This window comes from Brevibacterium marinum, from assembly GCF_011927955.1.
Classification (GTDB): Bacteria; Actinomycetota; Actinomycetes; order Actinomycetales; family Brevibacteriaceae; genus Brevibacterium; species Brevibacterium marinum.
In genome coordinates this window covers 3,945,169-3,971,404 of sequence record NZ_JAATJN010000001.1, presented here as the reverse complement: position 1 = coordinate 3,971,404, position 26,236 = coordinate 3,945,169, and the positions used below count along the sequence as shown (strand labels likewise).

At 66.2% G+C, this 26,236-nt stretch carries 20 protein-coding genes and 1 tRNA gene; 15 read left to right on the top strand and 6 right to left on the bottom strand.

The window, feature by feature from the left end:
- Positions 1 to 26 precede the first annotated feature (26 nt).
- Positions 27 to 2,003 carry an FAD-binding monooxygenase gene (locus tag BKA07_RS17845; protein ID WP_167952373.1) on the bottom strand — a complete coding sequence of 659 codons (1,977 nt, stop codon included), beginning with the start codon at positions 2,001 to 2,003 and terminating at the stop codon, positions 27 to 29.
- Positions 2,004 to 2,082: 79 nt separating this feature from the next.
- Positions 2,083 to 3,423: an MFS transporter gene (locus tag BKA07_RS17840; protein WP_167952372.1), complete on the bottom strand. Its 1,341-nt coding sequence runs from the start codon at positions 3,421 to 3,423 to the stop codon at positions 2,083 to 2,085.
- A gap of 158 nt (positions 3,424 to 3,581) precedes the next feature.
- Here BKA07_RS17840 and BKA07_RS17835 point away from each other — a divergent pair, with 158 nt between their 5' ends.
- From BKA07_RS17835 to BKA07_RS17810, 6 genes are read left to right on the top strand one after another with little or no spacing between them, the layout of a single operon-like run.
- A complete protein-coding gene (locus BKA07_RS17835; RefSeq protein WP_167952370.1) occupies positions 3,582 to 5,087 on the top strand; it encodes a fumarylacetoacetate hydrolase family protein in 1,506 nt (501 codons plus the stop codon).
- Positions 5,069 to 5,836 carry a GntR family transcriptional regulator gene (locus tag BKA07_RS17830; protein WP_342449118.1) on the top strand — a complete coding sequence of 256 codons (768 nt, stop codon included), beginning with the start codon at positions 5,069 to 5,071 and terminating at the stop codon, positions 5,834 to 5,836. Before BKA07_RS17835 ends, BKA07_RS17830 begins: the two co-directional genes overlap by 19 nt.
- Entirely contained in the window at positions 5,833 to 7,338 is a 1,506-nt protein-coding gene (gene hpaE, locus BKA07_RS17825; protein WP_167952368.1) for a 5-carboxymethyl-2-hydroxymuconate semialdehyde dehydrogenase, read from the top strand. Before BKA07_RS17830 ends, hpaE begins: the two co-directional genes overlap by 4 nt.
- 12 nt (positions 7,339 to 7,350) lie before the next feature.
- Positions 7,351 to 8,463, top strand: coding sequence for a 3,4-dihydroxyphenylacetate 2,3-dioxygenase (gene hpaD / locus BKA07_RS17820; RefSeq protein WP_167952366.1), 1,113 nt, complete (start codon positions 7,351 to 7,353; stop codon positions 8,461 to 8,463).
- A gap of 12 nt (positions 8,464 to 8,475) precedes the next feature.
- Complete coding sequence (locus tag BKA07_RS17815) at positions 8,476 to 9,261, top strand: fumarylacetoacetate hydrolase family protein (RefSeq protein WP_167952364.1); 786 nt, start codon at positions 8,476 to 8,478, stop codon at positions 9,259 to 9,261.
- Complete coding sequence (locus BKA07_RS17810; protein ID WP_167952362.1) at positions 9,246 to 10,034, top strand: HpcH/HpaI aldolase family protein; 789 nt, start codon at positions 9,246 to 9,248, stop codon at positions 10,032 to 10,034. Before BKA07_RS17815 ends, BKA07_RS17810 begins: the two co-directional genes overlap by 16 nt.
- Positions 10,035 to 10,094: 60 nt before the next feature.
- Here the strand turns inward: BKA07_RS17810 and BKA07_RS17805 are convergent, their stop codons facing one another.
- Positions 10,095 to 12,011 carry an LPXTG cell wall anchor domain-containing protein gene (locus BKA07_RS17805; protein WP_167952360.1) on the bottom strand — a complete coding sequence of 639 codons (1,917 nt, stop codon included), beginning with the start codon at positions 12,009 to 12,011 and terminating at the stop codon, positions 10,095 to 10,097.
- Positions 12,012 to 12,395: 384 nt separating this feature from the next.
- Here BKA07_RS17805 and BKA07_RS17800 point away from each other — a divergent pair, with 384 nt between their 5' ends.
- Positions 12,396 to 14,090 carry a PrsW family intramembrane metalloprotease gene (locus BKA07_RS17800; RefSeq protein WP_245162007.1) on the top strand — a complete coding sequence of 565 codons (1,695 nt, stop codon included), beginning with the start codon at positions 12,396 to 12,398 and terminating at the stop codon, positions 14,088 to 14,090.
- 5 nt (positions 14,091 to 14,095) lie between these two features.
- Entirely contained in the window at positions 14,096 to 15,286 is a 1,191-nt protein-coding gene (locus BKA07_RS17795; protein ID WP_167952358.1) for a MarP family serine protease, read from the top strand.
- 21 nt (positions 15,287 to 15,307) lie between these two features.
- Here the strand turns inward: BKA07_RS17795 and BKA07_RS17790 are convergent, their stop codons facing one another.
- The 3 genes from BKA07_RS17790 to upp form a co-directional block, all read right to left on the bottom strand.
- Positions 15,308 to 16,249 carry an endonuclease/exonuclease/phosphatase family protein gene (locus tag BKA07_RS17790; RefSeq protein WP_167952356.1) on the bottom strand — a complete coding sequence of 314 codons (942 nt, stop codon included), beginning with the start codon at positions 16,247 to 16,249 and terminating at the stop codon, positions 15,308 to 15,310.
- Between the two features lie 128 nt (positions 16,250 to 16,377).
- Positions 16,378 to 17,136 (bottom strand): winged helix-turn-helix transcriptional regulator, encoded by a 759-nt coding sequence (locus BKA07_RS17785; protein WP_245162006.1) that lies wholly within the window; start codon positions 17,134 to 17,136, stop codon positions 16,378 to 16,380.
- A gap of 317 nt (positions 17,137 to 17,453) precedes the next feature.
- Entirely contained in the window at positions 17,454 to 18,092 is a 639-nt protein-coding gene (gene upp / locus BKA07_RS17780) for a uracil phosphoribosyltransferase (RefSeq protein ID WP_167952352.1), read from the bottom strand.
- A gap of 78 nt (positions 18,093 to 18,170) precedes the next feature.
- On the opposite strand from upp, the gene BKA07_RS17775 reads away from it, so the two are divergent.
- The 7 genes from BKA07_RS17775 (at position 18,171) to xdhC (ending at position 26,219) form a co-directional block, all read left to right on the top strand.
- Entirely contained in the window at positions 18,171 to 18,725 is a 555-nt protein-coding gene (locus BKA07_RS17775) for a tRNA adenosine deaminase-associated protein (RefSeq protein ID WP_167952350.1), read from the top strand.
- 59 nt (positions 18,726 to 18,784) lie between these two features.
- Complete coding sequence (locus BKA07_RS17770) at positions 18,785 to 19,231, top strand: nucleoside deaminase (RefSeq protein ID WP_167952348.1); 447 nt, start codon at positions 18,785 to 18,787, stop codon at positions 19,229 to 19,231.
- Between the two features lie 66 nt (positions 19,232 to 19,297).
- Positions 19,298 to 19,382: transfer RNA gene (locus BKA07_RS17765), tRNA-Ser, on the top strand.
- A 319-nt stretch (positions 19,383 to 19,701) separates the two neighbouring features.
- A complete protein-coding gene (locus tag BKA07_RS17760; RefSeq protein ID WP_167952346.1) occupies positions 19,702 to 21,177 on the top strand; it encodes an NCS2 family permease in 1,476 nt (491 codons plus the stop codon).
- A 205-nt stretch (positions 21,178 to 21,382) separates the two neighbouring features.
- A complete protein-coding gene (locus BKA07_RS17755) occupies positions 21,383 to 22,888 on the top strand; it encodes a xanthine dehydrogenase small subunit (protein WP_167952344.1) in 1,506 nt (501 codons plus the stop codon).
- A complete protein-coding gene (xdhB, locus tag BKA07_RS17750; protein WP_245162005.1) occupies positions 22,885 to 25,371 on the top strand; it encodes a xanthine dehydrogenase molybdopterin binding subunit in 2,487 nt (828 codons plus the stop codon). Before BKA07_RS17755 ends, xdhB begins: the two co-directional genes overlap by 4 nt.
- On the top strand, positions 25,368 to 26,219 hold the full coding sequence (gene xdhC, locus BKA07_RS17745; protein ID WP_167952342.1) for a xanthine dehydrogenase accessory protein XdhC: 852 nt from the start codon (positions 25,368 to 25,370) through the stop codon (positions 26,217 to 26,219). The genes xdhB and xdhC overlap by 4 nt, the downstream gene beginning before the upstream one ends.
- The last annotated feature ends 17 nt before the right edge of the window (positions 26,220 to 26,236 follow it).

The window sequence follows — 26,236 nt, the reverse complement described above, 5'->3', positions numbered from 1 at the left end:
AGTCGAGGTCCTCGGAGTGACTGACGTCACTGGGCAGGAAGGAACACTCCTGAGAAGAACTCGCTGATCTCGTCGGTGGCGTCCAAGGGGAAGATGCCCGACACATACTGATCGGGTCGGACCACGACCACTGCGCCGTCACGACTTATTCCGCGCTCATCGAAGATATCCTCTTCGGGGATGGCGGCGTAGATCTTCTCCACGTACTCGAGATCGAACTCGCCCACGTGTGGACGGAAGACCGTCGGGACATCGGGAAACGAGAACTCGGTGTGGTCCTGCTGGTAGGTGACGCTGAGTTCGACGAGCGCGTCGATGTCGTCTCCTTCACGACGGAATTCAACCAGGGGAGATGCCGGATCGAATTCGAGCCAGTCGGCCAGCTGCGTGACCTTGGAACCCTGCGTTCCGTCGGCGCCGCTCGGGCGCTCGGCGCCACTCGTGCCCTCGGTGCCGGCTGAACCGATCACCGGTGCCGGCGAATCCGCGAAGACGTAGACGCGCCAACGTCCGTCGGCCCTGGCCTCGTGGCCCAGGTGGATGAAGTTGGCGTCACAGTTGCGCTGGACACGAGCGGACTTGAATCGCTTGCCCACCGGGAATCCGCTGGCCAGTTCCTGATGCTTGGGTGAGGTCGTGATCATCGATTCCGTGTATTCGGTCATGAATCCGGCGGGGAACTCGGCGGTCTTGACGTAGAAGTCCTCGAGATAGGTCGCGTCCGGCAGCTCTTCCTGCGGCGTCGCCATCAGAGTCGACCATTCCTTGTCGAAGTCGATGAGGTTCTTCGCGGTCACTTGACGCTCCGCCGAATAGGTCCGCAGCAGCTCCTGCGAGGACCGCCCGGCGAGCACCTGCCCGAGCTTCCACGAGATGTTGAACCCGTCCTGCATCGACACGTTCATGCCCTGGCCGGCCTTCGCCGAGTGGGTGTGGCACGCATCGCCGGTGATGAACACGCGTGGTGACGGCGAATCCACCGCCGTCTCATCGGTGTCGTCGAAGGCATCCGTGAGCCGGTGCCCGACCTCGTAGACACTGTGCCAGGCGACGTCCTTCACATCGATGCTGTACGGCGCGATGATGGCATTCGCCCTGTCGATGATCTCATCGACACTCGTCCGCCGCACCTTGCGCGCATCATCGTCGGGAACCTCGCCCAGGTCGACGTACATGCGGAAGAGATGGCCGCCCTCGCGGGGGATGTGGAGGATGTTGCCGTGCTTCGAGGAAATGGCGCACTTCGTGCGGATGTCGGGGAAGTCCGAATTCGCGAGCACGTCCATGACTCCCCACGCATGGTTGGCCTGGTCGCCGGACATCGTGCGCCCGATGGACTTGCGCACACCCGAACGCGCGCCGTCGCAGCCGACGACATAGCCCGCGCGGATGGTGCGCTCCTCACCGGCGCGCTCGCCGGCGGTGTAACGGACCTTCACCGAGACCGGATGGTCGGACACGGTTGAGCTGGTGCGGTCGGCATCGCCGTCGACAGCCAGGTCGAGGAATTCGATGCCGTAGTCGGGGGCGATGCGGGCGGGGGACTGCTTGGCGAACTGCGCGAAGTAGTCGAGGACGCGTGCCTGGTTGACGATGAGGTGGGGGAATTCGCTGATCCCGGCCTCGTCGTCCTTCGGCCGTCCGGTGCGGATGATGTGCTCGGGGTTCTCAGGGTCGGGATTCCAGAAGGCCATATCGATGATGTGGTACCCCTCGCGAATGATCTCCTCGGCGAACCCGAACGCCTGGAAAGTCTCGACCGAGCGCGCCTGGATGCCGTCGGCCTGACCGATGACCAACCGGGAGTCACGCTTCTCGATAATCCGGGTGCTGACCTCCGGATACTGAGAGAGCTGTGCCGCCGCGACCATGCCCGCCGGACCGCTGCCCACGATGAGGACATCGACCTCATCGGGCAGTTCCTCTGGGCGATCGATCCCGTAGCCTGCTGCAGCTTCGATCCGCGGGTCTGCGGACACATAGCCGTGCTGGTGAAAATGCATGTCAACCTCCGGTTCATCACACGTCTTCGTGACTTCTCAATAATAGCAGTTCATATACGATCGTATGTTACTCACGTCATCATGTGCGGCTGCCTATGATTGGGCTCACCAGCTGCCTTTCCTCATGATCGGGCCCCAGGGGGATGCCCGAACGGTCCCGCAGGAGCAGTGTGGCGATCAGGGCGACCACGGTCATGATCGCCAGGTAGATGGCCACCGAGGCGGTCGTGCCGGTCGCCGCCACCAGCGCCTTCGCAATGGTCGGGGCGAAGGCCCCGCCGAGGATCGAGCCGATCGCATAGGAGACCGAGACGCCGGAGAAGCGAACGCTGGACGGGAAGATCTCCGCGTACATCGCCGGCTGCTGGCCGTAGGTGAAGCCGAGGCCGACGGTGAGGATGACGAGTCCCAGCAGCAGCATCCAGATGCTGCCGGTGTTGACCAGAGGGAAGAGGGAGAAGATGCCGATCAGCAGCAGTACCCATCCCAGCAGGTAGGTGTTCTTACGCCCGATCCTGTCGGAGACCGAGCCTGCCACGATCGTGAAGATCAGCCACGAAACCGCCGAGGCGGACACCGCCCAGAGCACCGGACCGCGGTCGAGTCCGATGGGGCCGGCCGGGTCGGTGGCGTAGTTCTGGATGTATCCGCCGGTGGTCATGTAGCCGGCGGCGTTGTTGCCGACGAAGACCAGTGAGGCCAGGATGACGAGGAGCCAATGGCTCCGGAACAGCTTGCCCAGCGGGTTGGACACCTGTTCCTTGCGCTCCGCGATCTCGTGGAAGACGGGAGACTCCTCGACGCCTCGGCGGATCCAGTAGCCGACTCCGACGAGCAGGATCGAGAGGAAGAAGGGCACGCGCCAACCCCACTCGAGGAAGGCCTCGCCGGGCGCGATCGCGGTCATCAGCGCCAGCACTCCCGAGGAGAGGATGAGGCCGATGGACACCCCGATCTGTGGGAAGGAGCCGCGCAGGCCGCGGTGCTTGGTCTCCGCGTGCTCGACGGCCAGCAGGACGGCTCCGCCCCATTCGCCGCCGGCCGAGACGCCCTGGATGATGCGCAGGAGGATGAGCAGGAGTGGCGCGGCGATGCCGATCGAATCGTAAGTCGGCAGGAAGCCGATCAGGGCCGTGGCCCCACCCATGGCGATGAGGGTGATGATGAGGACGACCCGACGCCCCAGCTTGTCCCCGAAGTGACCGGCGAGGAATGCGCCCAGGGGGCGGAAGAGGAAGCTGATGCCCACGGTTGCGAAGGCGACCATGGTCGACAGGGTCGAGCCCAGGGGGCCGAAGAAGAGCTGATTGAAGATCAGCCCCGAGGCGGCCGCATAGAGGAAGTAGTCGTACCACTCGATGCTGGTTCCGACGACGGTCGCGAATGCCACCCGACCTTGGGTGTGCGTTTTACTCACCATGACTCCTGTGTCGCATTGTGACTGCTGGGTTCGTGCTGCTGTTGTACGCGTGTGGGAGCGCGGGGGTGACCTCACTCATGTGACGCGGACTACTTGTCCTCCGGAACCGTATCATATACGATCTGGATGAAAGCTAATCGAAATGAGGTGCGAGATCGATGCCGACTCCAGCTGGTGTCCCAGTCCGACCGGGAAAAGTCATTGCCGTCCACGTGGCCTACGAGTCGCGCTCGGCCCAACGAGGCAAACGACCCTCCCAGCCGTCCTATTTCCTCAAGGCCACAAGCTCACTGGCCGCATCGGGTGAGGCGATCGAGCGTCCGGCGGGGACCTCGCTGCTCGCCTTCGAAGGCGAGATCGCGATCGTCATCGGCACCGCCGCCCATCGAGTGAGCGCCAAGGACGCCTGGACCTACGTCGAGGGAGTGACCGCGTCCAATGACTTCGGCCTCTACGACATCAAGGCGCCCGACAAGGGCTCGAATCTGCGGTCCAAGAGCCGCGACGGATACACTCCGCTGGGACCGAACATCATCCCCGCCGCCGAGGCGGACCCGCAGTCCCTGCGCATCCGCACCTGGGTCAACGGCCAGGTCAGGCAGGACGACGGCACGAGTGCCGCGCAGCTGATCTTCCCCCTGACCCGGATCATCGCCGATCTCAGCCAGCACATGACGCTGGAATCCGGCGACGTCATCCTCACCGGCACCCCAGCGGGGTCGAGCGTCGTCGCTCCCGGCGACAGTGTCGAGGTCGAGGTCACGACCTCCTCGGCGAATACCGGTTCCGAGCTCAGCTCGGGACGCCTCGTCACGAACGTCGTCGAAGGCCCGGGCGACTTCGACGAGGACCTGGGCAGCATGCCCGCCGTCGACGAATCCCTGCAGATCGACGCCTGGGGTTCACGGGAGGCCGCCGGCCTGGCCCCGGAGAGCTCCGACGATCAGATCGGCGACGACGCAACGGCCGGGCCGCTCAGCGATGAGCTGCGCGCGAAGCTGATCGAGGCCCCGACTGCCGGTCTCTCTGCGCAGCTGCGTGCACGGGGCCTCAACAACGTCGTCATCGAAGGCGTCTCCCCGCTGCAGCCCGGCAGCAAGGTCGTCGGCACCGCGAAGACGCTGCGCTTCGTGCCCAACCGCGAGGACCTGTTCAAATCCCACGGCGGCGGATACAACGCGCAGAAGCAGGCCTTCGACTCCCTGCAGTCCGGCGAGGTCGTCGTCATCGAAGCTCGCGGCGAACCCGGCTCGGGCACGCTCGGCGACGTGCTCGCCCTGCGGGCCGAGGCCCAGGGCGCAACCGGTGTCATCACCGACGGGGGAGTTCGCGACTCCGCCGAGGTGGCCGGCATCCTCCCCGTGTTCGCGACGGGGAGGAACCCCGCCGTACTCGGCCGCAAGCACGTCCCGTGGGAATCCGACGTGGCTGTGGCCTGCGGAAACGCCACCGTCCTGCCCGGTGACGTGATCGTCGGCGACGATGACGGCGTCATCGTCATCCCACGTGGCCTCGTCGCCGAAGTCGTCGAAGCAGCACTGGCGAAGGAGATCGAGGACGGTTGGGTCGCCGAGCAGGTCGCCGCCGGCAACCCGATCGAGTCCCTGTTCCCACCCAAGGGTCAGTGGCGGGATAAGTTCGAAGCGTGGAAAGCCTCGCAGTGAAGACCGCTGACACCGACTGCGGGCAGACGGAGGCGAACTCTCTGAGCAAGGCGGAGACGGCCTATCGCTGGATCCGCCAGCGCATCGCGGACCAGACCTTCGAGCCCGGACACAAACTGGTCCTGGCCCAGATCGCGCTCGAGCTCGACACCTCCGTCGTCCCGGTCAGGGAGGCCATCCGCCGCCTCGAAGCCGACGGGCTCGTCACCTTCGAACGCAATGTCGGCGCCCGTGTGGCCATGGTCGACCAGAGCTCCTACGCCCAGTCGATGGAGGCCGTGGCGATCCTCGAGGGGGCCGCGACCGCGCAGGCCCTCGAATTCTTGGGCGAAGACGACCTCGCCGAGGCGGATGCGATCAATGAGCGCATGCGTGCACTGTTGGACGACTTCGACGCCACCGAGTTCACTCGCCTCAACCACGAATTCCATGCGGCACTGTTCCGACGCTGCCCGAACGAGCGTCTGCACAGCCTCGTCGCCGTCGAATGGGACCGCCTGGCCCACCTGCGGAACTCGACCTTCTCCTTCGTGCCCGAGCGGGCACGGGGATCGGTCGACGAACATGCCAGGATCGTCGCACTCATCCGGGCGGCAGCCTCGGCGGAGGAGGTCGAACGGGTGGTGCGCAGCCACCGATCGGCAACCCTGGCCAGCTACCGGGAAGCCCAATCCAAGACCACCGTGACCACAGAAACCGATTCCACCGTGACCACAGAAACCATCGAGAGAGAAGAGGACAAGTCATGACCGAGTCCACTGCAGCTCCAGCGAATCTGCCCGAGAAGATCCGCCACTACATCAACGGCGAGTTCGTCGATTCTATCGACGGCGAGGAATTCGACGTCATCAACCCGGTGACCAACGAGCCCTACATCACGGCCGCCTCGGGCAAGAAGGCCGATGTGGACGCAGCCGTCGCCTCGGCGAAGCAGGCCTTCGACGACGGCCCCTGGGCAACGATGCTCCCGCGTGAGCGCGCCCGCATCCTCAACAAGATCGCCGACATCGCCGAGACCCGCAGCCAGGAACTGGCAGAGATGGAGTCCCATGACTCCGGTCTGCCGATCACCCAGGCGAAGGGGCAGGCGAACCGCGCCGCGGAGAACTTCCGGTTCTTCGCCGACCTCATCGTCGCCCAGGTCGACGATGCCTTCAAGGTCCCCGGCCGCCAGGCCAACTACGTCAACCGCAAGCCCATCGGCGTCGCCGGGCTCATCACCCCCTGGAACACGCCGTTCATGCTCGAATCGTGGAAGCTGGCCCCGGCGATCGCGACCGGAAACTCCGTCGTGCTCAAACCAGCCGAATTCACCCCGCTGTCGGCATCGTTGTGGCCGGGCATCTTCGAAGAGGCCGGACTGCCGACTGGCGTGTTCAACATGGTCAACGGCTTCGGCGAGGAGGGCTTCGCGGGAGATTCCCTCGTCAAGCATCCCGAGGTGCCGCTCATCTCCTTCACCGGTGAGTCGAGCACGGGGCAGACGATCTTCGCCAACGCCGCGCCCTGGCTCAAGGGCCTGTCGATGGAGCTGGGCGGAAAGTCCCCGGCCGTCGTCTTCGCCGATGCGGACCTCGACACGGCGATCAACTCCACCGTCTTCGGCGTCTTCTCCCTCAACGGCGAACGCTGCACGGCCGGCTCGCGCATCCTCGTCGAGGAGTCGATCTACGACGAGTTCGTCGAGCGCTACGCCGCTCAGGCCAAGCGGGTGAAGGTGGGTCTGCCCTCGGATCCGGACACCGAGGTGGCCGCACTGGTCCACCCCGAGCATTACGACAAGGTCATGTCCTACGTCGAGATCGGCAAGCAGGAAGCCCGCCTCGTCGCCGGCGGCGGCCGTCCCGAAGGTTTCGAGACCGGCAACTTCGTCGAACCGACGGTCTTCGCCGACGTCGCCCCCGACGCACGGATCTTCCAGGAGGAGATCTTCGGCCCAGTCGTCGCGATCACTCCCTTCAAGTCCGACGAAGAGGCACTGGCGCTGGCCAACGACACGCAGTATGGTCTGGCCGCTTACATCTGGACCTCCGACCTCAAGCGCGCCCACAACTTCTCGCAGGCCGTCGAATCCGGAATGGTGTGGCTGAACTCGAACAACGTCCGCGACCTGCGCACCCCCTTCGGCGGTGTCAAGGCCTCGGGCCTCGGGCACGAGGGCGGATACCGTTCGATCGATTTCTACACGGAACAGCAGTCCGTGCACATCAACCTCGGCGAGGTCCACAACCCCGTCTTCGGGAAGCAGTGAAAGGTTTCCACCATGACTGATCTGATACCGACTCCGACCGTTCCGGCGCCGGACGTGCTCCGGTGCGCCTATATGGAACTCGTCGTCACCGATCTCAAGAAGTCCCGCGACTTCTACGTCGATGTCCTCGACCTCCAGGTCACCGAGGAGGACGAGACAACCGTCTACCTGCGGTCGATGGAGGAGTTCATCCACCACAACCTCATCCTCCGCCAGGGCCCCGTGGCCGCGGCTGCCGCGTTCTCCTACCGCGTGCGCACCCCCGAAGACGTCGACGCCGCCGAGGCGTACTACCGTGAGCTCGGCTGCCCGGTCGTGCGGAAGAAGGACGGATTCGTCACCGGCATCGGTGATTCGGTGCGCGTCCAGGACCCTTTGGGCTTCCCCTACGAGTTCTTCTACGACGTCGACCACGTCGAGCGTCTGGCCTGGCGCTACGACCTGTACGCGCCCGGCGCACTCGTGCGCATCGACCACTTCAACCAGGTCACCCCGGACGTGCCGAAGGCCGTCGACTACATGGAGAAGCTGGGCTTCCGCGTCACCGAGGACATCCAGGACGACGAAGGTACTGTCTACGCGGCCTGGATGCGCCGCAAACCGACCGTGCACGACACCGCGATGACCGGCGGCGACGGGCCGCGCATGCACCACGTCGCCTTCGCCACCCACGAAAAGCACAACATCCTGGCCATCTGCGACAAGCTCGGTGCACTGCGTCTGTCCGACGCCATCGAACGCGGGCCGGGGCGGCACGGAGTCTCGAACGCCTTCTACCTCTACCTGCGTGACCCCGACGGCCACCGCATCGAGATCTACACCCAGGACTACTACACGGGCGACCCCGACAACCCGCGCGTGACCTGGGACGTCCACGACAACCAGCGCCGCGACTGGTGGGGCAACCCCGTCGTTCCGTCCTGGTACACTGACGCCTCCACGGTCCTCGACCTCGACGGAAATCCGGTGCCGTTGTCGCAGCGCACCGACGATTCCGAAATGGACGTCACGATCGGTGCCGACGGATTCTCCTACACCAGACGTGAGAACGCCGACAGCAGCTTCGGGGAGCACTCCGGCGCGAACGACGGAGAAGACGAGTTCAAGCTGGGCCACCAGCTCTGAGGAGACGCACACATGCTCGATGAGACAACGATCGCGGCGATCGCCGACGATCTCGCACAGGCAGAGAAGAACCGTTCGAAGATCGGCCTGCTCACTGCCGCATACCCCGACATGAGCGTCGAGGACTCCTACGCCGTGCAGAACGAATGGCGTCGCCGCGGCGAGGCTTCGGGGCGGAGGCTGATCGGCCACAAGATCGGGCTGACCTCGAAGCCGATGCAGCAGGCCACGGGAATCACGGAACCCGACTACGGAGCGATCTTCGCCGACCAGGTCTATGACACCGGGGCGGTCATCGACCACTCCCGATACTCCGGCGTGCGCGTCGAGGTCGAGCTCGCCTTCGTCCTCAGGGACGAACTGCGCGGGCCAGACATCAACCTCATCGACGTGCTGCGCGCCACCGAATACGTGGTGCCCGCGCTCGAGGTGCTGTCCTCGCGGATCGAGATGGAGGGCCGGACCATCGTCGATACGATCTCCGACAATGCCGCGCTGGGGGCCATGGTCCTCGGCGGCAGCCCGGTGGCCGTCGACGCCGTCGATCTGCGTCGGGTCGGTGCTCTGCTCTACCGCAACGAGTCCGTGGAGGACTCCGGCCTCGCCGCCGCAGTCCTCGACCATCCGGCCCGCGGCATCGTGTGGCTGGCGAACAAGCTGGCCGAACACGGCGACGTCCTCCAGGCCGGCGAAACCGTCCTGGCCGGGTCCTTCACCCGCCCCATGTGGGTGAGCCCGGGCGACACCGTCCATGCCGACTACGGAGACCTGGGAGTCATCACATGCCGTTTCACCTAGACCTGCCGCAGACCTTCACCCAGCGGGTCAGTGAGTTGGGCGAAGGCGACTACCTCGCCGGAATGTGGGTCTGCTCGGGCTCACCCGTGGCCGCGGAGATCGCTGCAGCCTCGGGGATGCAGTGGGTGCTCATCGACGCCGAGCATTCGCCCATCGACCTGCAGATCACGACCAGCCTGCTCCAGGCCATGAACGGCTACCCCGCGACGCCCGTCGTGCGGGTGCCGGCCAATGAGCAGGTGCTCATCAAGCAGTACCTCGACCTCGGTGCGCAGAATCTGCTCGTGCCGATGGTCGATACCCCTGCCGACGCCGAGGCGGCAGTGCGTTCCGTGCGTTACCCACCGCGCGGTGTGCGTGGGGTGGGATCGGCGCTGGCGCGGGCCTCCCGCTGGAACGCGGTGGATAGCTACCTGTCTCGGGCCGAGGACCTCGTGTCCCTGAGCGTGCAGATCGAATCCGCGACGGCCGTGGACCACGCGGCCGAGATCGCAGCGGTCGAGGGCATCGATGCGGTGTTCGTGGGACCCTCGGACCTCGCGGCCTCGATGGGGCTGCTCGGTCAGCAGACCCACCCCGAGGTCACCGATGCGGTTCAGAGGACCTTCGACGCGGTCAAGGCGGCCGGCAAACCTGTCGGAGTCAACGCCTTCGACCCCGAGCAGGCGCGAAAATACCTCGCAGCCGGTGCCTCCTTCGTGCTCGTCGGCGCCGACGTCGGACTGATGATGAACGGCGCTCGCACCTGGGCGGAGACCTGGGTCCGGGACTAGGGCTTCCGGTGCCCCGGCATCCCCGGTTCGCCGGCTGATCTCCCTCGGTCGCCGGTCCTCTCAGTCCTTGTTTCGACGACTGGCGGCGATCAGCAGGATTGTGGTGCCGAGGCCGATGAGGAGGATCCCGGCGCCGATGAGCATCCCGTTGCCCGTGGTCCCCGTGCGCGGGAGCTGAGCCGGCGGTGATTCGTCTGTCACCGGTTCGGCCGGCGGCTGTTCGGCCACCGGCTCGGCCGGAGGTGCGGGCGGGGTCGGTGCTTCCGGTGGCGTCGACGGCTCCTCGGGCGGGGTCGGCTCCGGTGGCGCTGGGGGAGTGGAGGGCTCTTCGGGCGGTGCAGTCGGAGTGTCTTCGGGCGGCCTGTGCACGGTTTCGGCGGGGACGCCCCAGTCGCTGGTCCATGCTTGATGCTCTTCGTTCTCTTGGATCGTGGTCACATAAGTCACCCATCCGACGGGCATGTCGATGGCCTCCGAACTCACGGTCGCTGTGCCCTCCTGATCCCCGACCACGGTGATGTCCTGGGAGTGGAGATCCTTCCCATCGGCCTCCTTCGATCGCTTCGGCTCGGTATCCGAGTGGTAGGCGGTCATCGTGATCACGGCCTCGCCGCCGGGCCGCAGTCCGCTCACCGTGACTTCGTCGTGGACCTTGTCGAGCTCGAGGACCGCTTCGGTTTCGGCAGTCGGCGTCCAGGGGGAGAAACCTGTCTCCCGGGGCTGTCCATGGACTCCTTTCCACTCCTTCGTGGATCTGTCACCGGCGATGGTCTCGGTGAAGTACATCCAGCCGTGGAAGCCCTCGGGAACGGTGATCGGGTCGGAGCGATGCGTGCCGTTTCCGATGTTCTTGGATGTCACCCGAGCGATCACCTCGGCGTCGTCGTTCTTCTTACCCGGCTCTGGTGCAGACTGCGTCTGCCACAGCTCGTGTTCGACGGTCACGGTGTGGTCGCCGACCAAGCCGGCGACGGTGAACTCATCGGTGATGGAATCGCCGGGCCGGGGACTCTGATCGGAAATCTCCGTGCTCACACGCGGCTGCGAGGTCATGTCGACCTTCGCCCGAGCGGATACCGTGACGGGCTCGTCCGGGGTGATGACCCGCTGCACGCGCTTGGTCGACTGCGGTTCGTAGAGCAGAACCGACTCGGGAGCGACGCTCGCCGAGGCCTTGGCCGTGACCGTGCCGGGAGCCCCGAGTTCGAGGGTGGTGTCCACGGGCTTCGCCTCGCTCGTCACGGACGTCGGTGCGTCCTCGACCCCCGCGATGTCGAGGGTGATCGAGATGCCCGGAACCTCGGCACCGGAGGCGCTGATCAGGGACACCGACAGCGTGACCTTGTTCGTGGTGGGTAGTTGGAGTCGCGTATCGTCGCCGGCTCCCTCATCGGGCGTCTGCTTCCCGTACGGCTCGAGCACCGGCATGTCCAGGACCGGGGTCAGGGAGACGTCAAGGGTATAAGGACCCGCGAACTTCTTCGCCTTCGCTGTGATCGTCGAGAACTGCTTCGCAGCGTCCGTGAACTTCTCTCCCAGCTCGCCGGGCTTCTGCGCCGGAACCTTGTGATCATGCGGGATCGCTTCGTCCAGGCGTGCCACAGCGCTCAGTGCCGCCTGCACGTCCGCCGAGTCGGACGCCGAGTATTCGTGCAGCGCCCATGCGGTCTGAGCGGTTGTGATCGTCTCGGCTTCTGCGCCCTTGAAGTACTTGGGCAGAGGGGATTGCTTTCCGGCGTCGATGCAGTAGGCCTGCGCGCCCTCGAACGTCCTGTAGGACCCGTACCAGGTCTTGCCCTGCGGAGCGTGGTGCCAGATGCCCGGCCCGTAGGAGTCGCTGGCCTTGAGCATCGGCACCTCGCCGAGCTGCGCGGGAGGGCCCTGGGCCATGGCGGGCCCCAGACCGATGAGAGATGCCAGGGCCAGGACGAGAAGGAGAAGAGCTGAGCGGAGTGTGAAGAGTCTGCGAGTATTCATATCCTGATTCGACGACGTATCCGTCGATTCTGACCAGGGCAGAAAATCTGCCTGTGAATTCGCCCGGCATCGTCCACAGGAAAACGAGCATGAGTCACTGGCCGGTCCACCAGGACTGTGGACGGCCTCCTCCGCTGGTCACCGAGCATCGTCCGAGGTCAGAAGGGGTGGAGTTGCGGTCCGTCGGCGAACCTGCGATCTCACTGTCGAATCTTCTCGCCGAGGTGGTGCTGAAGACGGCGAGTCGTCCACATGGCAGAGAGCCGAAGTGGTTCGCAGAATGTCAGGAACTGTTGCTGTCCGGCCACACCATTCTGGACCAGACGTCAGCATTGGACCGTAAACTTGGCTTGGCGGTGAACTCCATTTGAAAAGGGACGATAGATGTCGGAACACTCGGGCACCGGAAACGGCCCCGACTCGCAGCAGAACGTACGCCCGGGCAATCCTCTGCCTCCTCGTGCGCAACCGCCTCGGGTCGTCGACCCTCGGAACCCGAACGCGCAGGCCAATCAGGTCGTCCCGCCGCAGGGCCAGGTGCCGCCACCGCAGCGGGGCCAGGTGCCGCCACAGGGCCCGCCGCCACCGCAGCAGGTGCTGCCACCGCAGCAGCGTCCGAACCACGAGCGGTTTCGTCCCCGTCCGCCGCAGCAGCAGCAGCCCGGACCCGGCCCCCGGCAGCCACAGCATCGGATTCCCCAGCCGGGGATGAATCCACAGCCACAGGGCCCGGGCAACCCCCACCTCGGCGGTCCGATGAATCAGCCGCCGATGCAGGGGCAAGCACCTATGCAGAACCAGCCGCCGATGCCGCAGCGCGTCTACGCACAGCCGCGGTTCGCGCCGACTGTGACTCAGGAGATGCGGGTTCGCGCGCACATGCAGGCACCGCAGCAGAGGGTCTCCGAGACCCCTTGGACCGGGGCCGTCCGGCAGTCTCAGACCGAGGAGTCGCCGGAATCGACCGCCAACACGATGCGTCTGATCTTCGCCATCCTCGCGGTGGCCGTCCTGACATGTGGGCTGCTGCTTCTGGCGCTCTTCGGCGGTCTCAGCTTCGGACTCCGACTCTTCGCCCTGGTAGCGCTGGCTGCGATCCCGCTTGTCGGGATCGTCGCGTATGTGCTGTGGCTCGACAGATGGAGGCCGCAGCCGAAGCTCATCCTCGGCCTCTGCCTCCTCTGGGGCGGGGTCGCCGCTGTCATCCTCACTCTCTTCGTCTCTCTCGCCAGCCAGATTGCCCTCTACTTCGCCGGTGTCGGTGCCATGCCGAGCGCCGTCGGCGCCGTCATCCAAGCTCCGGTCGTCGAAGAGACCACGAAGACTGCGCTGCTCGTCGTCATCGTCCTCGCGGCCCGTCGTCACTTCGAAGGGCCCCTCGACGGGCTCGTCTACGGCTCACTCATCGGTGCCGGCTTCGCGTTCACGGAGAACGTGCTCTACCTCGGCAGTGCCTGGGAGCAAGGTGAGGGCTGGGGACTGCTGCAGTCTTTCATTCTGCGCTGCCTGTGCTCCCCGCTGCTGCATACGGCGTTCTGCACCTGCGCGGGATTGACGATCGGCCTCGCCTCCCGCAAATGGTCCTGGTGGGCGACCCTGCTCATGTGGCTGCCCGGCCTTGTGGTCGGGATGCTCCTGCATGCCATCTGGAACGGAAGCATGAAAGGACTCAGCGAGTTCGGAGCCCTGCCGCAGACCATCGGTCTCATCGTCCTCAGCTTCATCCTCACCACCTGCTGGGTCGTCCTCGGGATCAACCTGCGCCGCAGCGAACGTCTCCACACGCTCAACATGCTCGGCGACTACGCCAACACCGGGTGGCTCTCCCACGCCGAGGTCGACATGCTCGGCACCTGGAAGGGACGCAAGTTCGGCAAGCGCTGGGCCGATTCCTTTCCCGGAGGCAAGGAGGAGATGCGCACCATGATCCGCAAGTCCGGCGAACTCGCGACCACCCGCATGCGTCTCCTGGCCGGACTCGGCGGACAGCAGGAACGTGCGGTCGAGAGCTTCCAGCTGAAGCAGTTCTCAGCCGCTCGAGATCGCCTGCTCGCGGCGTCGGGCAGAGCGGTCCGCTGACTCCCATGATGCTCGTCGACGTCGTCATCATCGTCCTGGGGATCGCTGCGCTGTTCTCAGGATTCCGTCAGGGGTTCATCATCGGCCTCGGCACCGCCGCCGGCTTCGTGGTCGGCTGGGTCGTCGGCCGCCTGCTCTCACCTGTGGTCGAGGGGCTGAGCGAGGGCACCCAGGTCATGGAGAATCCGGGCGTCGTCACGCTCCTGGCAGCGATGCCGCTCGTCCTCAGCGTCCTGTTCGCCTTCGCCGGCAACGGGATCGGCGCGTGGATCAAACGATCCATGGATTCGGAGCTGGGGCAGGGCATCGACTCGATCGGCGGCACGGTCACCGCCGGTGTCGTCTATGTCCTCGTCATCTGGCTGGCGGCGGGCTTCATCCGCACCACACCATGGGTCGAACCGAACCGTTGGGTCGCCGACTCCTCGGTCATCGCCGCCTTCGACCGGACGATCCCGTACTCCTCGCAGACAGCTTTGGGCGACATCTCGAAGGGCCTCAAGGCCACAGGGTTCCCGCAGGTGTTCTCCGGACAGACGGAGCAGATCCGCGGGGTGGGCGAGCCCGACTCGGACATGGTCGGCGTCGGTCGCAGCGTCGAGGAATCCGTCGTCAAGATCACGACGACCGCGACGACCTGCCCGACGGGATCCGAAGGGTCCGGCTTCGTCTACAGCGACGGTCTCGTCGCCACCAATGCCCACGTCGTCGCCGGCTCCTCGCAGCTCGCCGTCCAGGTGGGAGGCAAGGGCAGGCCCTACCCCGCCGAGGTGGTCGAATTCGATTCCGCGGCCGACGTCGCCGTCCTGCGGGTTCCCGAACTCCAGGCTCCCGCACTCGACTTCGGTGATCCGCTCGGCTCGGGAGACGACTCCGTGGTCGCCGGATTCCCTCAGAACGGTCCGTACACGATCTCACCCTCGCGGGTGCGTGAGAAGATCGATGCGCGCGGCCTCGACATCTACGATTCGAGCTCTGTGGTGCGTGAGGTCTACGCGCTGCGCGGCATCGTCCGAGAAGGCAACTCCGGCGGTCCGCTGCTCGACGCGAACGGTGACGTGGTGGGCATGGTCTTCGCCCGTTCTGCGACCGATGAAGAGACTGGCTACGCCCTCACCCGAGCCGAGATCGGTGACGAACTGCAGGCCGGAGCCGAGAACCGCACCCCACAGCGGACGGGCCAGTGCACGAACTGAGGTCGCACGCCCTGGCGACTGCTATGTGAGGTCGAGCCCGGCGAGGACGGCCCGGTGGTCACTGGAGCCACGGTCGAGCACCTCGTCGGAGGTGGCTTCGAAGCCGCGGTAGAGGACGTGGTCGAGCCGAGTGACGGGGAACTTCGCCGGCCAGGTGAAGCCGAATCCGCCCCGCGCCTCGAGGCGTGAGTCCTCGAGCGGAGGTGCCAGGGTGGAGAAGTTGCTGTCGGTGGTCGCGGTGTTGAAGTCACCGGCGACGATGACATGGTCGCCGGCATCCGTTTCGACCTCCGTGGCCAATCTGCGGATCGCGGCATTGCGCATGGCCTCATGGCCGGGACGCACGGAGGGCATGTGCACGGAGTAGAACCTGATGTCGCCGTGGTCGGTCGAGACCGTCGTCGCGAATGCCCGCGGCCATTGCAGACCGAGGTTGATCTCTTCGGGCTCGGACATCGGCCATTTCGACCACACGCCGATCGTGTCGACGACCTGCGAGTGCCTGAACGAGGAGTCGAGTTCCTTATGGATGATTTTGCCCGACAGAGACTCCAGCTCCTGGATCGTGACGATGTCCGGATCGGCGGATACGAGGCTCTTCGCGGCCGCTGTCGGCTGCGGCATCCGGGCACCCACGTTGTGGGTGGCGACCGTGAGGTCCGGTGTGCCCTCGCCCTGTGAGGGGATCAGGGTGGGCCCGAACATCGCCGCCCAGACCACGGTCGGGACCAGAATGCCGATCGCTGACAGAAGCGAGAACCGGATGAGGAACATCAGCAGCACGAGGGCCAGGAAGACTCCGGTCCACGGCAGGATGGTCTCGATGAGCAGTGCGATGCCCAATCTGGTGGGCAGAAGGCTGTGGAGCAGGAGGAAAGCCGCGTAGAGCAGGCCGAAAATCAGCGCAGTGATCCCCCGAGCGGGGTTGTGCGCTCTTCTGGGTCGAGGAGGTTCCTGGTTCATCGATTAAGCATCTTAGCCCCGGAGTCTGTCCTCATGCTGGGTACACCCTGCGACGTGTCTCACTTGCCTCCGCGAGCGGACGCACCTCAGTCGGACGCACCGCCGCAGGCGCCTTCAATCTGCGGTCGTCACCGGTGAGCGGTGGCCGACCACACGGTGACATCGGGGTGCGTGTCGTAGCGGTAGCCCGTTCCCCGCATCGTGCGAATCACTGAGGAGTATTCGCCCAAGCGCCGGCGCAGGCGCCGAATGTGTACGTCGACGGTCCTCTCGTCAGGGACTTCACCGCCCGACCAGACGGCGCTGATGAGGTCCTCGCGCGGCAGGGTCGAATCCGCGTGGGAGACGAGGGTCGCCAGGAGGTCGAATTCCTTGGTGGTGACGTCGACGAGGTCGCCGTCGATGCGGACCTCACGGCGAGGGATGTCGATGCGCAGGCGCTCTGTGGCCTGGGTGCGGAAGTTTCCGTCGAATCGGGAGCCGAAGCCTCCGGTGGGCGCGGCCTCGCCGGTGCCGTGCTCGGAATCGGCGCGCAGAGCGGGCGGGTGGATGCGATTGGGGATGCGGGAGCGGACCGGGCCGTGGGTGCCGGCCGGAGTGCCCGTCGCGGCGGGGGAGCCGTTGGACACGGCGCGAACGGCGTCGATGTCGCTGCCGCGTCCCTCCGGGGCCAGTGCGATGACTGCCTGTGTCTCCGCTTGGGACGCCAGCTCCTGTGCGTAGGCCTGGAGCTCGCCGGCGATCGCGGACAGGTTGGTGCCGTCCGCGGCGGCCTTCGACTCGTCGAGGCCGATGTAGACGATGATGCCCCGTGCGGCCTTCGGCGAGGGCACGACGCCGGCAGGGCCGTAGGTGTGGGGCGGGTTCTGCGGATCTACTGCACTCAACCGGGCTCCTGCGCGACGGATGGCAGCTGCGCTGCGTGGGTGTGCGTACTCTGGTTCTGGATTCGACATGACTGTCCTTTGCTGCGACCCGAAGGGCCGATGTGACTGAATGAGTCCGCTGCGGAGTGGGCGTGTTCTCGTTCGAGGTCGGACAGCGGAGGGACGGTCACCGACAACGAACGCAGGGCATGCACATGCCTGCGGGGCGCATTCGCGTCTGGTGCTTCGTAGAGGTCATGGCTTCATTATTTGTCACAAAAGTCGCGCCTGGCAAAGGAAAAGCTGAAAATGAGACGAGTGTGACGAAATATGACGGATCAGTCGACGATTCCGTACATCCTGTCGCCCGCGTCGCCGAGTCCCGGGACGATGTAGCCCTTGTCGTTGAGCTTCTCGTCGAGCGCGGCCGTATAGATCTCGACATTCGCGGACTCCGCGTAGTCCTTCTCGATGCGCTCGACGCCCTCCGGGGCGCTGACGAGGCAGACGGCGGTGACGTCACGAGCGCCCCGGGCGAGGAGGAAGTCGACGGCCATGGCCAGGGTTCCGCCGGTGGCCAACATCGGGTCGACGACGAAGATCTGGCGTCCGCTGAGGTCGTCGGGCAGGCGATCGGCGTAGGCACTGGGCTCGAACGTCTCTTCATTGCGGACCATGCCGAGGAAGCCCACCTCGGCGGTCGGGAGGATGCGCAGCATCCCGTCGAGCATGCCCAGGCCGGCGCGGAGGATCGGGACGACGACCGGGCGCGGCGCGGCCAGACGAGTGCCGGTGAACGTCGTGACCGGAGTCGAGATCTCCTTGTCTTCGACGGCCACCGAACGCGTGGCCTCGTAGGCCAGCAGCATCACGAGCTCCTCGGTGAGCTGCCGGAACCTCGCGGAGTCGGTGCTCTGGTCTCGCAGGACGCTGAGTTTGTGGGCGATGAGCGGGTGGTCGGCTACATGTAGGCGCATAGGAGAAATGGTACGGAAGTTTTCGCCCTCGCGCGTCGAACTGTGGTGAATGTCCGGCGTAGCGGTCACAATGGGAGCATGTCCTACTTCACTGAGATCCTTGCCGAATCAAGCGATGGTTTTCGTGCGCTCGACATCGACGTTCGGGACGCTGCCGACCTCGATGGCCTCGTCGATATGATGCAGACCGCCGGGTCCGAGGACGGCGAGGCGATCGCGGTCATCGAACACGAGGACGAGTGGTTCGGCCTCGTCCGGGTCCGCGAAGACAATGAGGTCAGGGTCTTCCTGTCCGACCTGCGCGCCGTCGAACTCAGCCCCTTCGCCGAGATCTTCGCCGACTATCTCGATGCGCAGCCCGATGCCTACGAAGCCGAGCCGGAGGAGGATTTCGGCCTCGATGAGGAAGAGGCCGAGGACGACGATGACGACGGCGATGAGGACGAGGTCGAAATGCTCGAGTTCGAGGCCGCCGCGGAATGGGGAGGCGACGCCGAGATCTACGCTGACCGCGGGCTGCCGGCGGCGGACCTCATCGAGCAGGTGGACCGGTACCGCTCCGACCCGGCCCGTGTCGTCGCCCATGTCGGCGAGAGAGTCGGCTTCGGCGATCAGCTCGAGGCCGCCCGCTGAGCTCACAGGAGGAGGGTGCGGAGCTCGGCTTCGGTGCCCATGGCCGCTTCCGGGACTGGATGGACCTGGCCCTCGCCGAGGCGGCTCTGGCCCAGCAGCATGACGACGTTCCCGTCGGGGCCGTCGTCGTCGACGCTGACGGTGCGGTGATCGGTCGCGGTCACAATCGTCGGGAGATCGATCAGGACCCGCTCGGGCACGCCGAGCTGATGGCGCTGCGCAGTGCCGCCGAGGCGGCCGGCAGCTGGCGCCTCGACGGCTGCACCCTCGTCGTCACCCTCGAACCGTGCCCGATGTGTGCGGGCGCGTTGGTCGGGTCGCGCATCGCAGGGCTGGTCTACGGTGCCTTCGACGAGAAGGCGGGTGCGGCGGGCTCTGTCTGGGACCTGCTGCGCGATCGCGCAGCACTGCATCATCCCGAGGTCTACTCCGGGGTCGCGGCGAGTCGGTGCAGTGGCCTGCTCAGCGACTTCTTCGCCGCGAAGCGCTCCGATCCCCACGGCTGAGGACGTGGCTCAGGTCACCATCTCTCGATTTGGGCCCCGCCCGGGCCTGACTGTAATGTTGTCCGCGGTGGCGTGTCCGAGCGGCCGAAGGTGCAACACTCGAAATGTTGTGTAGGGAGACCTACCGTGGGTTCGAATCCCACCGCCACCGCGTGCAGCCTGAGCTGCGACACCGTAGCGATACGGTGTCGCAGCTCAGGCTTTTCTCATATCCCGCCCCGTCGTGATGGAACCGGGCCGGAAAGGTCCCGCGTGTGCGCTGCGGAGCCTCGAGTTCAGGCTGTGATCGTTGACACATTATGCAAAACAGACTTAACTGGTCAGTCGGAACGGAAGTGTCTTTCCATGATGCGAAAGGAAATTTTCGCCGTGGGGCCGCGTCTGTTCCTCTGCGCATGTTCAAGGCGCATGGCCGTCGACGATGATGCCGGCGGCTGATCAAATCGAACAACCTGAGGTGGTCCATGAAAATGGCTGACAACGACCAAAGGCGGGATGCGAACACCGCCACCGAGAGCAGCGGAAGACCCGGTGTGCTCGACCGATTCTTCGAGATCACATCGCGTGGTTCCTCGATCAAACAGGAGATCCGCGGAGGCATCGTCGCCTTCGTCGCGATGGCCTACATCGTCGTCCTCAACCCGCTCATCCTGGGCGGGTCCCAGGACGTCGCGGGCGGGGCGCTCGACTTCGCCCAACTGACAGCGGTCACCGGCCTGGTCGCCGGCGTCATCACGATCCTCTTCGGCGTCGTCGCGAAGCTTCCCTTCGCGCTCGCCGCGGGACTGGGCATGAACAGCTTCCTGGCCGTCTCGGTGGTCCAGGAAGTCACCTGGGCCGAGGCCATGGGGCTCGTGGTGATCAACGGCATCATCATCGTCGTGCTCGGGGCCACCGGCATCCGCACGGCGATCTTCAACGCCGTGCCGCATGCTCTGAAGGTCGCGATCACGGTCGGCATCGGCCTGTTCATCGCGTTCATCGGCTTCGTCAACTCCGGCTTCGTCACCCGCACCCCCGAAGGGCCTCCCGTCCAACTGGGGCAGAACGGGTCCATCGGCTCGCTGCCGACCGCAGTGTTCCTGTTCGCCCTGATCCTCATCGGCATCCTCGTCGCACGCAAGGTCCCGGGCGGCATCCTCATCGGCATGATCGTGGCCACTGTCGTCGCGATGGTCATCCAGGCCTTCGCGAATCTGGGAACCGTCGACGACCCGGTCGATCCGGACCCACTGGGCTGGAACCTCTCCGCCCCCGAGATCCCCAGCCAGATCCTCGCTCTGCCGGACTTCTCCCTCATCGGGGCCTTCGACCTCGTCGGATCCTTCGAGCGCATCGGCGTGCTCGCCGCCACGATGCTGGTCTTCACCCTGGTGTTCACGAACTTCTTCGACGCCATGGGCACGATGACCGGACTGGCCCGCAGCGCCGGACTGCAGACCTCTGACGGAATGTTCCCCCGCATCCGCGGCGCATTCGTCGTCGAGGGCATCGGCGCCGTCGCCGGAGGCGGGGCCTCCGCCTCGTCGAACACCGTGTTCGTCGACGCGGCCGCCGGCATCGCCGAAGGTGCACGCACCGGACTCGCCGCCTGCATCACCGGCGGACTGTTCCTGGTGTCGATGTTCTTCGCCCCGCTCATCGGAGTCATCCCGATGGAGGCCGGAGCAGCGGCCCTCGTCGTCGTCGGTGCCATGATGGTCACGCAGATCCGCGAGATCGACATGAGCGACTTCCGCACCTCGCTGCCGGTGTTCCTGACCATGGTCACGATGCCGCTGACCTACTCGATCGCCAACGGAATCGGCGTCGGATTCATCTCCTGGGCCCTCATCCACGCGATGAGCAGACGCGGCCGTGACGTCCACTGGCTGCTGTGGGTCGTGTCCGCAGGATTCGTTCTGTACTTCGTTCGCGGCCCGATATCGGCTATGTTGGGTGGATGAGTGATTTGATGGGACATCTTGCTTGGGGAAAGGGTCAGATCGCACACGGCGACTGAGACCCCCGTCGGACGACGGGGGATACCGTCGATCCGATATCGCATTCTTCGCTGCTGTTCGCATGGATAACCAGAAGTCACGAAGAACGAAGCAACTGTTCCAACCATGCACTGTGCGCCGCAGAGACGAGGCGCAGGAGGTAAGTGCAATGTCCGCCCCGGCAACTCAACGATCCACCGCCGAGATCTCGGTGAACTCGACGGTTCACGAATTCGACGGCCCCCCACACACCAATGCTCTGGACTTCCTCCGCGGAGTCGGCCTCACCGCAGCCAAGGAAGGCTGCGCCGAAGGCGAATGCGGGGCCTGCGCGATCATGGTCGCCCGCCCCGACGCCGATGAGACCACCCGCTGGACCTCGATCAACTCGTGCCTGCTTCCCGCCGCCGCTCTCGACGGCCAGGAAGTCATCACAGCCGAAGGCCTCGCCGAGGGCGAGAGCATCCACCCCGTTCAGGAAGAGATGGCCGTGCGCGGCGGCTCCCAATGCGGATACTGCACTCCCGGCTTCATCGCCTCGATGGCGGCCGAATACTACCGGCCCGAACGCGTCGCCGACGCCGCAGCTGTCGCCGACGCGGAGGACGCTGTCGCCGGCACGGAGGACGAGGGCCACCACTGCGGTCCCAACGGCTTCGACATCCACTCCCTGTCCGGCAATCTCTGCCGCTGCACCGGCTACCGTCCGATCCGCGACGCCGCCTACGGACTCGGCCAGCCCGAGCCCGGCGACCGGATCGCCGAACGTCGCGAGAACCCGGCACCCGCCTCGGCGAGCACCGATTTCCACCGGGCCGATACGGCCACCGGTGAGACCGGACGCTTCCGCCGACCGTCCACCCTCGCCGAGGCGCTCGACATCCTGGCGGACGAACCCGAGGTGCTCGTCGTCGCCGGCTCCACCGACTGGGGCGTCGAGGTCAACATCAAGGGCGTACGGGCGAAGTCGATCCTCGCCATCGACCGCCTGCCCGAGCTGCGGGGCATCCGACGCAGCCCCGAGCACATCGAACTCGGTGCCGGCCTCACCCTGAGCGAACTCGAACGCGAACTCGCCGGTTCGATCCCTCTGCTGGGCAAACTGATCCCGCAGTTCGCGTCCCGACTCATCCGCAACGGCGCCACCATCGGCGGCAACCTCGGCACGGGCTCACCCATCGGCGACACTCCGCCCGCGCTCCTGGCCCTGGAAGCCCAGCTCGTGCTCACCTCGGCGCAGGGGTCACGGGTCGTCGACCTGGCCGACTACTTCCTCGGCTATCGTCAGACCGTCCGCGAGGCGGGCGAGCTGATCACGGCCATCCGCATCCCTCTGCCGCTGTCGCCGCTGACCTCGTTCCAGAAGATCGCGAAGCGCCGCTTCGACGACATCTCCTCGGTCGCGATCGGCTACGCGATGAGAGTCGAGGACGGGATCGTGGCCAAGGCCCGGATCGGCCTCGGCGGGGTCGCGGCCACCCCATTGCGGGCGAAGGCCACCGAGACCCTGCTCGAAGGCTCGCCCTGGACGCTCGAGACCATCCACGGCGCCGCAGGCACCCTTGCGGCAGAAGGCACCCCGATGGACGACCACCGGGCGAGTGCGAAGTACCGGACCGCGATGCTGCGGTCCTCACTGGAACGCTTCTTCGCGGAACAGGAGGCAACACGATGAGCCAGCTGTCACAGCGTCCCGCCGACCCCATCGTCGGCGAGACCCACCACCACGAATCCGCCTTCGGCCACGTCACCGGCCAGGCCCTCTACACCGACGACCTCGCCGGACGCTTCGCCGGACTCCTCCACGCCTACCCCGTCCAGTCCACGCAGGCGCATGCGAAGCTGACGGGCATCGACATCGACGGCGCCCATCAGGTGCCCGGCGTCGTCCGCGTGATCACCGCCGCCGACATCCCCGGCGTCAACGACCAGGGCGTCAAGCACGACGAGCCGATGCTGCCCGTCGACGAGGTGATGTTCTTCGGTCAGCCCATCGCCTGGGTCCTCGGCCACGACCTCGAGGCCGCCAAGGCCGGCGCGGCGGCAGTGATCGTCGACTACGAACCGCTGCCCTCGCTCGTCAGTGTGAGGGATGCGATCGAGGCGGACAGCTTCCACGGCGTCCAACCCGTCATCGACAAGGGCGACGCCTCGGGAGCCTTCGCCGACGCCGCGCACGTCTTCGAAGGCGAGTTCGAGTTAGCCGGCCAGGAGCACTTCTACCTCGAGACCCAGGCATCCCTGGCCCAGGTCGACGAGAACGGGCAGATCTTCGTCCACAGCTCCACGCAGCATCCGACCGAGACACAGGACATCGTCTCCCATGTCCTCGGCGTCCCCGCCCACGAGGTGACCGTCCAGTGCCTGCGCATGGGCGGCGGCTTCGGCGGCAAGGAGATGCAGCCTCATGGCTATGCCGCGCTCGCGGCCCTCGGCGCGAAGCTCACCGGCCGTCCCGTGCGCCTGCGCCTGAGCCGCACGCTCGACATCACGATGACCGGCAAGCGCCACGGCTTCCATTCGTCCTGGAAGATCGGCTTCACCGCCGAGGGGAAGATCCTCGCCCTCGACGCCACGCTGACCGCCGACGGCGGCTGGAGCCTCGACCTGTCCGAGCCCGTGCTGACCAGGGCCATGTGCCACATCGACAACACGTACTGGGTGCCCAACATCCGCGTGGCCGGTCGCATCGCGAAGTGCAACAAGACCTCGCAGACCGCCTTCCGCGGCTTCGGCGGGCCCCAGGGCATGCTCGTCATGGAGGACATCCTCGGCAGGGTGGCCCCGAAGCTGGGCCTGAGCGCCCGCGAACTGCGGCGCCGCAACTTCTACTCCGCCGGACAGGACACTCCCTACTACCAGCCCGTGCGCCACCCGGAGAGGATGGTCGCCGCCTGGGACCAGGTGATCTCCAGCGCCGAGGTGGAGGCTCGGGAAGCGGAGATCGCTGAGTTCAACGCCCGCAACGACAACGTCAAACGCGGACTCGCCCTCACCCCGGTGAAGTTCGGGATCTCGTTCAACCTCACCGCCTTCAACCAGGGCGGGGCGCTCGTGCTCGTGTACAAGGACGGCTCCGTCCTCGTCACCCACGGAGGCACCGAGATGGGGCAGGGCCTGCACATGAAGATGCTGCAGGTCGCGGCCACCACCCTCGGCGTGCCCCTGTCCACGGTGCGGCTCGCGCCCACGCGCACGGACAAGGTCCCGAACACCTCGGCGACGGCCGCGAGCTCCGGCACCGACCTCAACGGCGGCGCGGTCAAGGACGCCTGCGAGCAGATCCTGGGTCGGCTGACCCAGGTGGCCGCCGGGATCCTCGGGGCACCCGCCCACGAAGTCAGCGTCAGCCACGGCATCGTCAGCGCACTGTCGTCGAAGAAGACCGTGACCTGGGAAGAGCTCATCAACGCCGCTTACTTCCAGCGGATCCAGCTCTCGGCCTCCGGGTTCTACCGGACCGAGGGGCTGCACTGGGACCTGTCGATCATGACCGGCGAACCGTTCAAGTACTTCGCCTACGGCGCGGCCGCGTCCGAGGTCGAGGTCAACCGCTTCGACGGCTCCTACCGGCTGCGTCGCGTCGACATCGTCCACGACGTCGGCGATTCGCTCTCGCCGCTCATCGACCTCGGACAGATCGAGGGCGGCTTCGTCCAGGGCGCAGGCTGGCTGACACTGGAGGACCTGCGCTGGGACGACAGCGACCGCGACAGCCGGGGGCGCCTGGCCACCCAGGCGGCGAGCACGTACAAGATCCCCAGCTTCTCCGAGGCGCCCGAGGTCTTCAACGTCTCACTGCTCGACAAGGCACACGAGGAGGGGGCCGTCTACGGTTCGAAGGCCGTGGGCGAACCGCCGCTCATGCTCGCGTTCTCCGTCCGTGAGGCCCTGCGGGATGCCGTGGCAGCCTTCGGGGCGTCGGTCACTCCGTCGGTCGAGCTCGACTCCCCGGCGACGCCCGAATCCGTGTTCTGGGCCATCGAAGCCGTGCGCTCGCCTGCCATGGCCGACGCGGGAACGCAGGGTCACGCCGCCGCACCGGGCGACGCCGACGCACCAGGCGACGCCGGCACGCAGAGGGACGCCGACGCACCGGGCGACGCCGACGCACAATCCGTGCCGGGAGGCCAGGAAGGCATCAGTGTCCCATCATGACCTGGATGGACACAGCCGCCGAGCTCCGCAGGGCTCGGGTGCCGGCGGTCCTCGTCACCCTCGTCTCGGTCCGCGGCCATGCCCCGCGTGAGGCCGGAGCGAAGCTCATCGTCACCGCCGATGACCTGCATGGGACCATCGGCGGCGGCAATCTGGAGATGACGGCCGTCACCCGCGCCCGCCAGATGCTGACCGGGGCTCCTGCGTCCGGGCCGGCGTCGGAGTCGGACGAGACCCCATCGGGCGAGACCCCATCGGGCGAGACCCGAGCCGAACCCGAGATGCTCACGCTGCGGCTCAACGACAAGGCGCCGGCGAAGTACGGGCGCCAATGCTGCGGCGGGGAGGTCAGTGTGCTGCTCGAGCCGCTGCCTGTGCCCGCCTCGGCGGCGATCTTCGGAGCCGGCAACATCGGACTCGAACTCACCCGGATTCTCGCGCGCCACGACATGGACGTCCACGTCAGCGACTCGAGGCCCGAGCAGCTCGAGGAGCTCGACCGTCTCGAGTCGCCGGTGGCCGCGATTCACCGCGAATTCGCCGTCGTCGGCGAAGAGGTACTGACCGCGTTGCCCGCGGGCACGCACGTGCTCATCATGACCCACGATCACGCCGAGGACCTCCACCTCTGCAGTGCGGCGCTGAGCCGCGGCGACCTGGGATCCATCGGACTCATCGGTTCGAGCGCTAAATGGCAGCGCTTCCGCAAGAACCTCATCGCCGAGGGCCACGCGCCCGAGGCCGTCGACACCATCGACTGCCCCATCGGCCTGCCGGACCTGCCCGGGAAGCAGCCGGCGACGATCGCGCTCAGCGTCGCCGCCGACCTTCTGGGCCGCATGGGCTGACAGGCTCCACCACACTT

Excerpts from the sequence above, each read along its gene's own strand:
- BKA07_RS17845 (WP_167952373.1), bottom strand. The coding sequence starts at position 2,003 with ATGCATTTTCACCAGCACGGCTATGTGTCCGCAGACCCGCGGATCGAA.
- BKA07_RS17840 (WP_167952372.1), bottom strand. The coding sequence starts at position 3,423 with ATGGTGAGTAAAACGCACACCCAAGGTCGGGTGGCATTCGCGACCGTC.
- BKA07_RS17835 (WP_167952370.1), top strand. The coding sequence starts at position 3,582 with ATGCCGACTCCAGCTGGTGTCCCAGTCCGACCGGGAAAAGTCATTGCC.
- hpaE (WP_167952368.1), top strand. The coding sequence starts at position 5,833 with ATGACCGAGTCCACTGCAGCTCCAGCGAATCTGCCCGAGAAGATCCGC.
- hpaD (WP_167952366.1), top strand. The coding sequence starts at position 7,351 with ATGACTGATCTGATACCGACTCCGACCGTTCCGGCGCCGGACGTGCTC.
- BKA07_RS17815 (WP_167952364.1), top strand. The coding sequence starts at position 8,476 with ATGCTCGATGAGACAACGATCGCGGCGATCGCCGACGATCTCGCACAG.
- BKA07_RS17810 (WP_167952362.1), top strand. The coding sequence starts at position 9,246 with ATGCCGTTTCACCTAGACCTGCCGCAGACCTTCACCCAGCGGGTCAGT.
- BKA07_RS17805 (WP_167952360.1), bottom strand. The coding sequence starts at position 12,011 with ATGAATACTCGCAGACTCTTCACACTCCGCTCAGCTCTTCTCCTTCTC.
- BKA07_RS17800 (WP_245162007.1), top strand. The coding sequence starts at position 12,396 with ATGTCGGAACACTCGGGCACCGGAAACGGCCCCGACTCGCAGCAGAAC.
- BKA07_RS17795 (WP_167952358.1), top strand. The coding sequence starts at position 14,096 with ATGATGCTCGTCGACGTCGTCATCATCGTCCTGGGGATCGCTGCGCTG.
- BKA07_RS17790 (WP_167952356.1), bottom strand. The coding sequence starts at position 16,249 with ATGAACCAGGAACCTCCTCGACCCAGAAGAGCGCACAACCCCGCTCGG.
- upp (WP_167952352.1), bottom strand. The coding sequence starts at position 18,092 with ATGCGCCTACATGTAGCCGACCACCCGCTCATCGCCCACAAACTCAGC.
- BKA07_RS17775 (WP_167952350.1), top strand. The coding sequence starts at position 18,171 with ATGTCCTACTTCACTGAGATCCTTGCCGAATCAAGCGATGGTTTTCGT.
- BKA07_RS17770 (WP_167952348.1), top strand. The coding sequence starts at position 18,785 with ATGGACCTGGCCCTCGCCGAGGCGGCTCTGGCCCAGCAGCATGACGAC.
- BKA07_RS17760 (WP_167952346.1), top strand. The coding sequence starts at position 19,702 with ATGGCTGACAACGACCAAAGGCGGGATGCGAACACCGCCACCGAGAGC.
- BKA07_RS17755 (WP_167952344.1), top strand. The coding sequence starts at position 21,383 with ATGTCCGCCCCGGCAACTCAACGATCCACCGCCGAGATCTCGGTGAAC.
- xdhB (WP_245162005.1), top strand. The coding sequence starts at position 22,885 with ATGAGCCAGCTGTCACAGCGTCCCGCCGACCCCATCGTCGGCGAGACC.
- xdhC (WP_167952342.1), top strand. The coding sequence starts at position 25,368 with ATGACCTGGATGGACACAGCCGCCGAGCTCCGCAGGGCTCGGGTGCCG.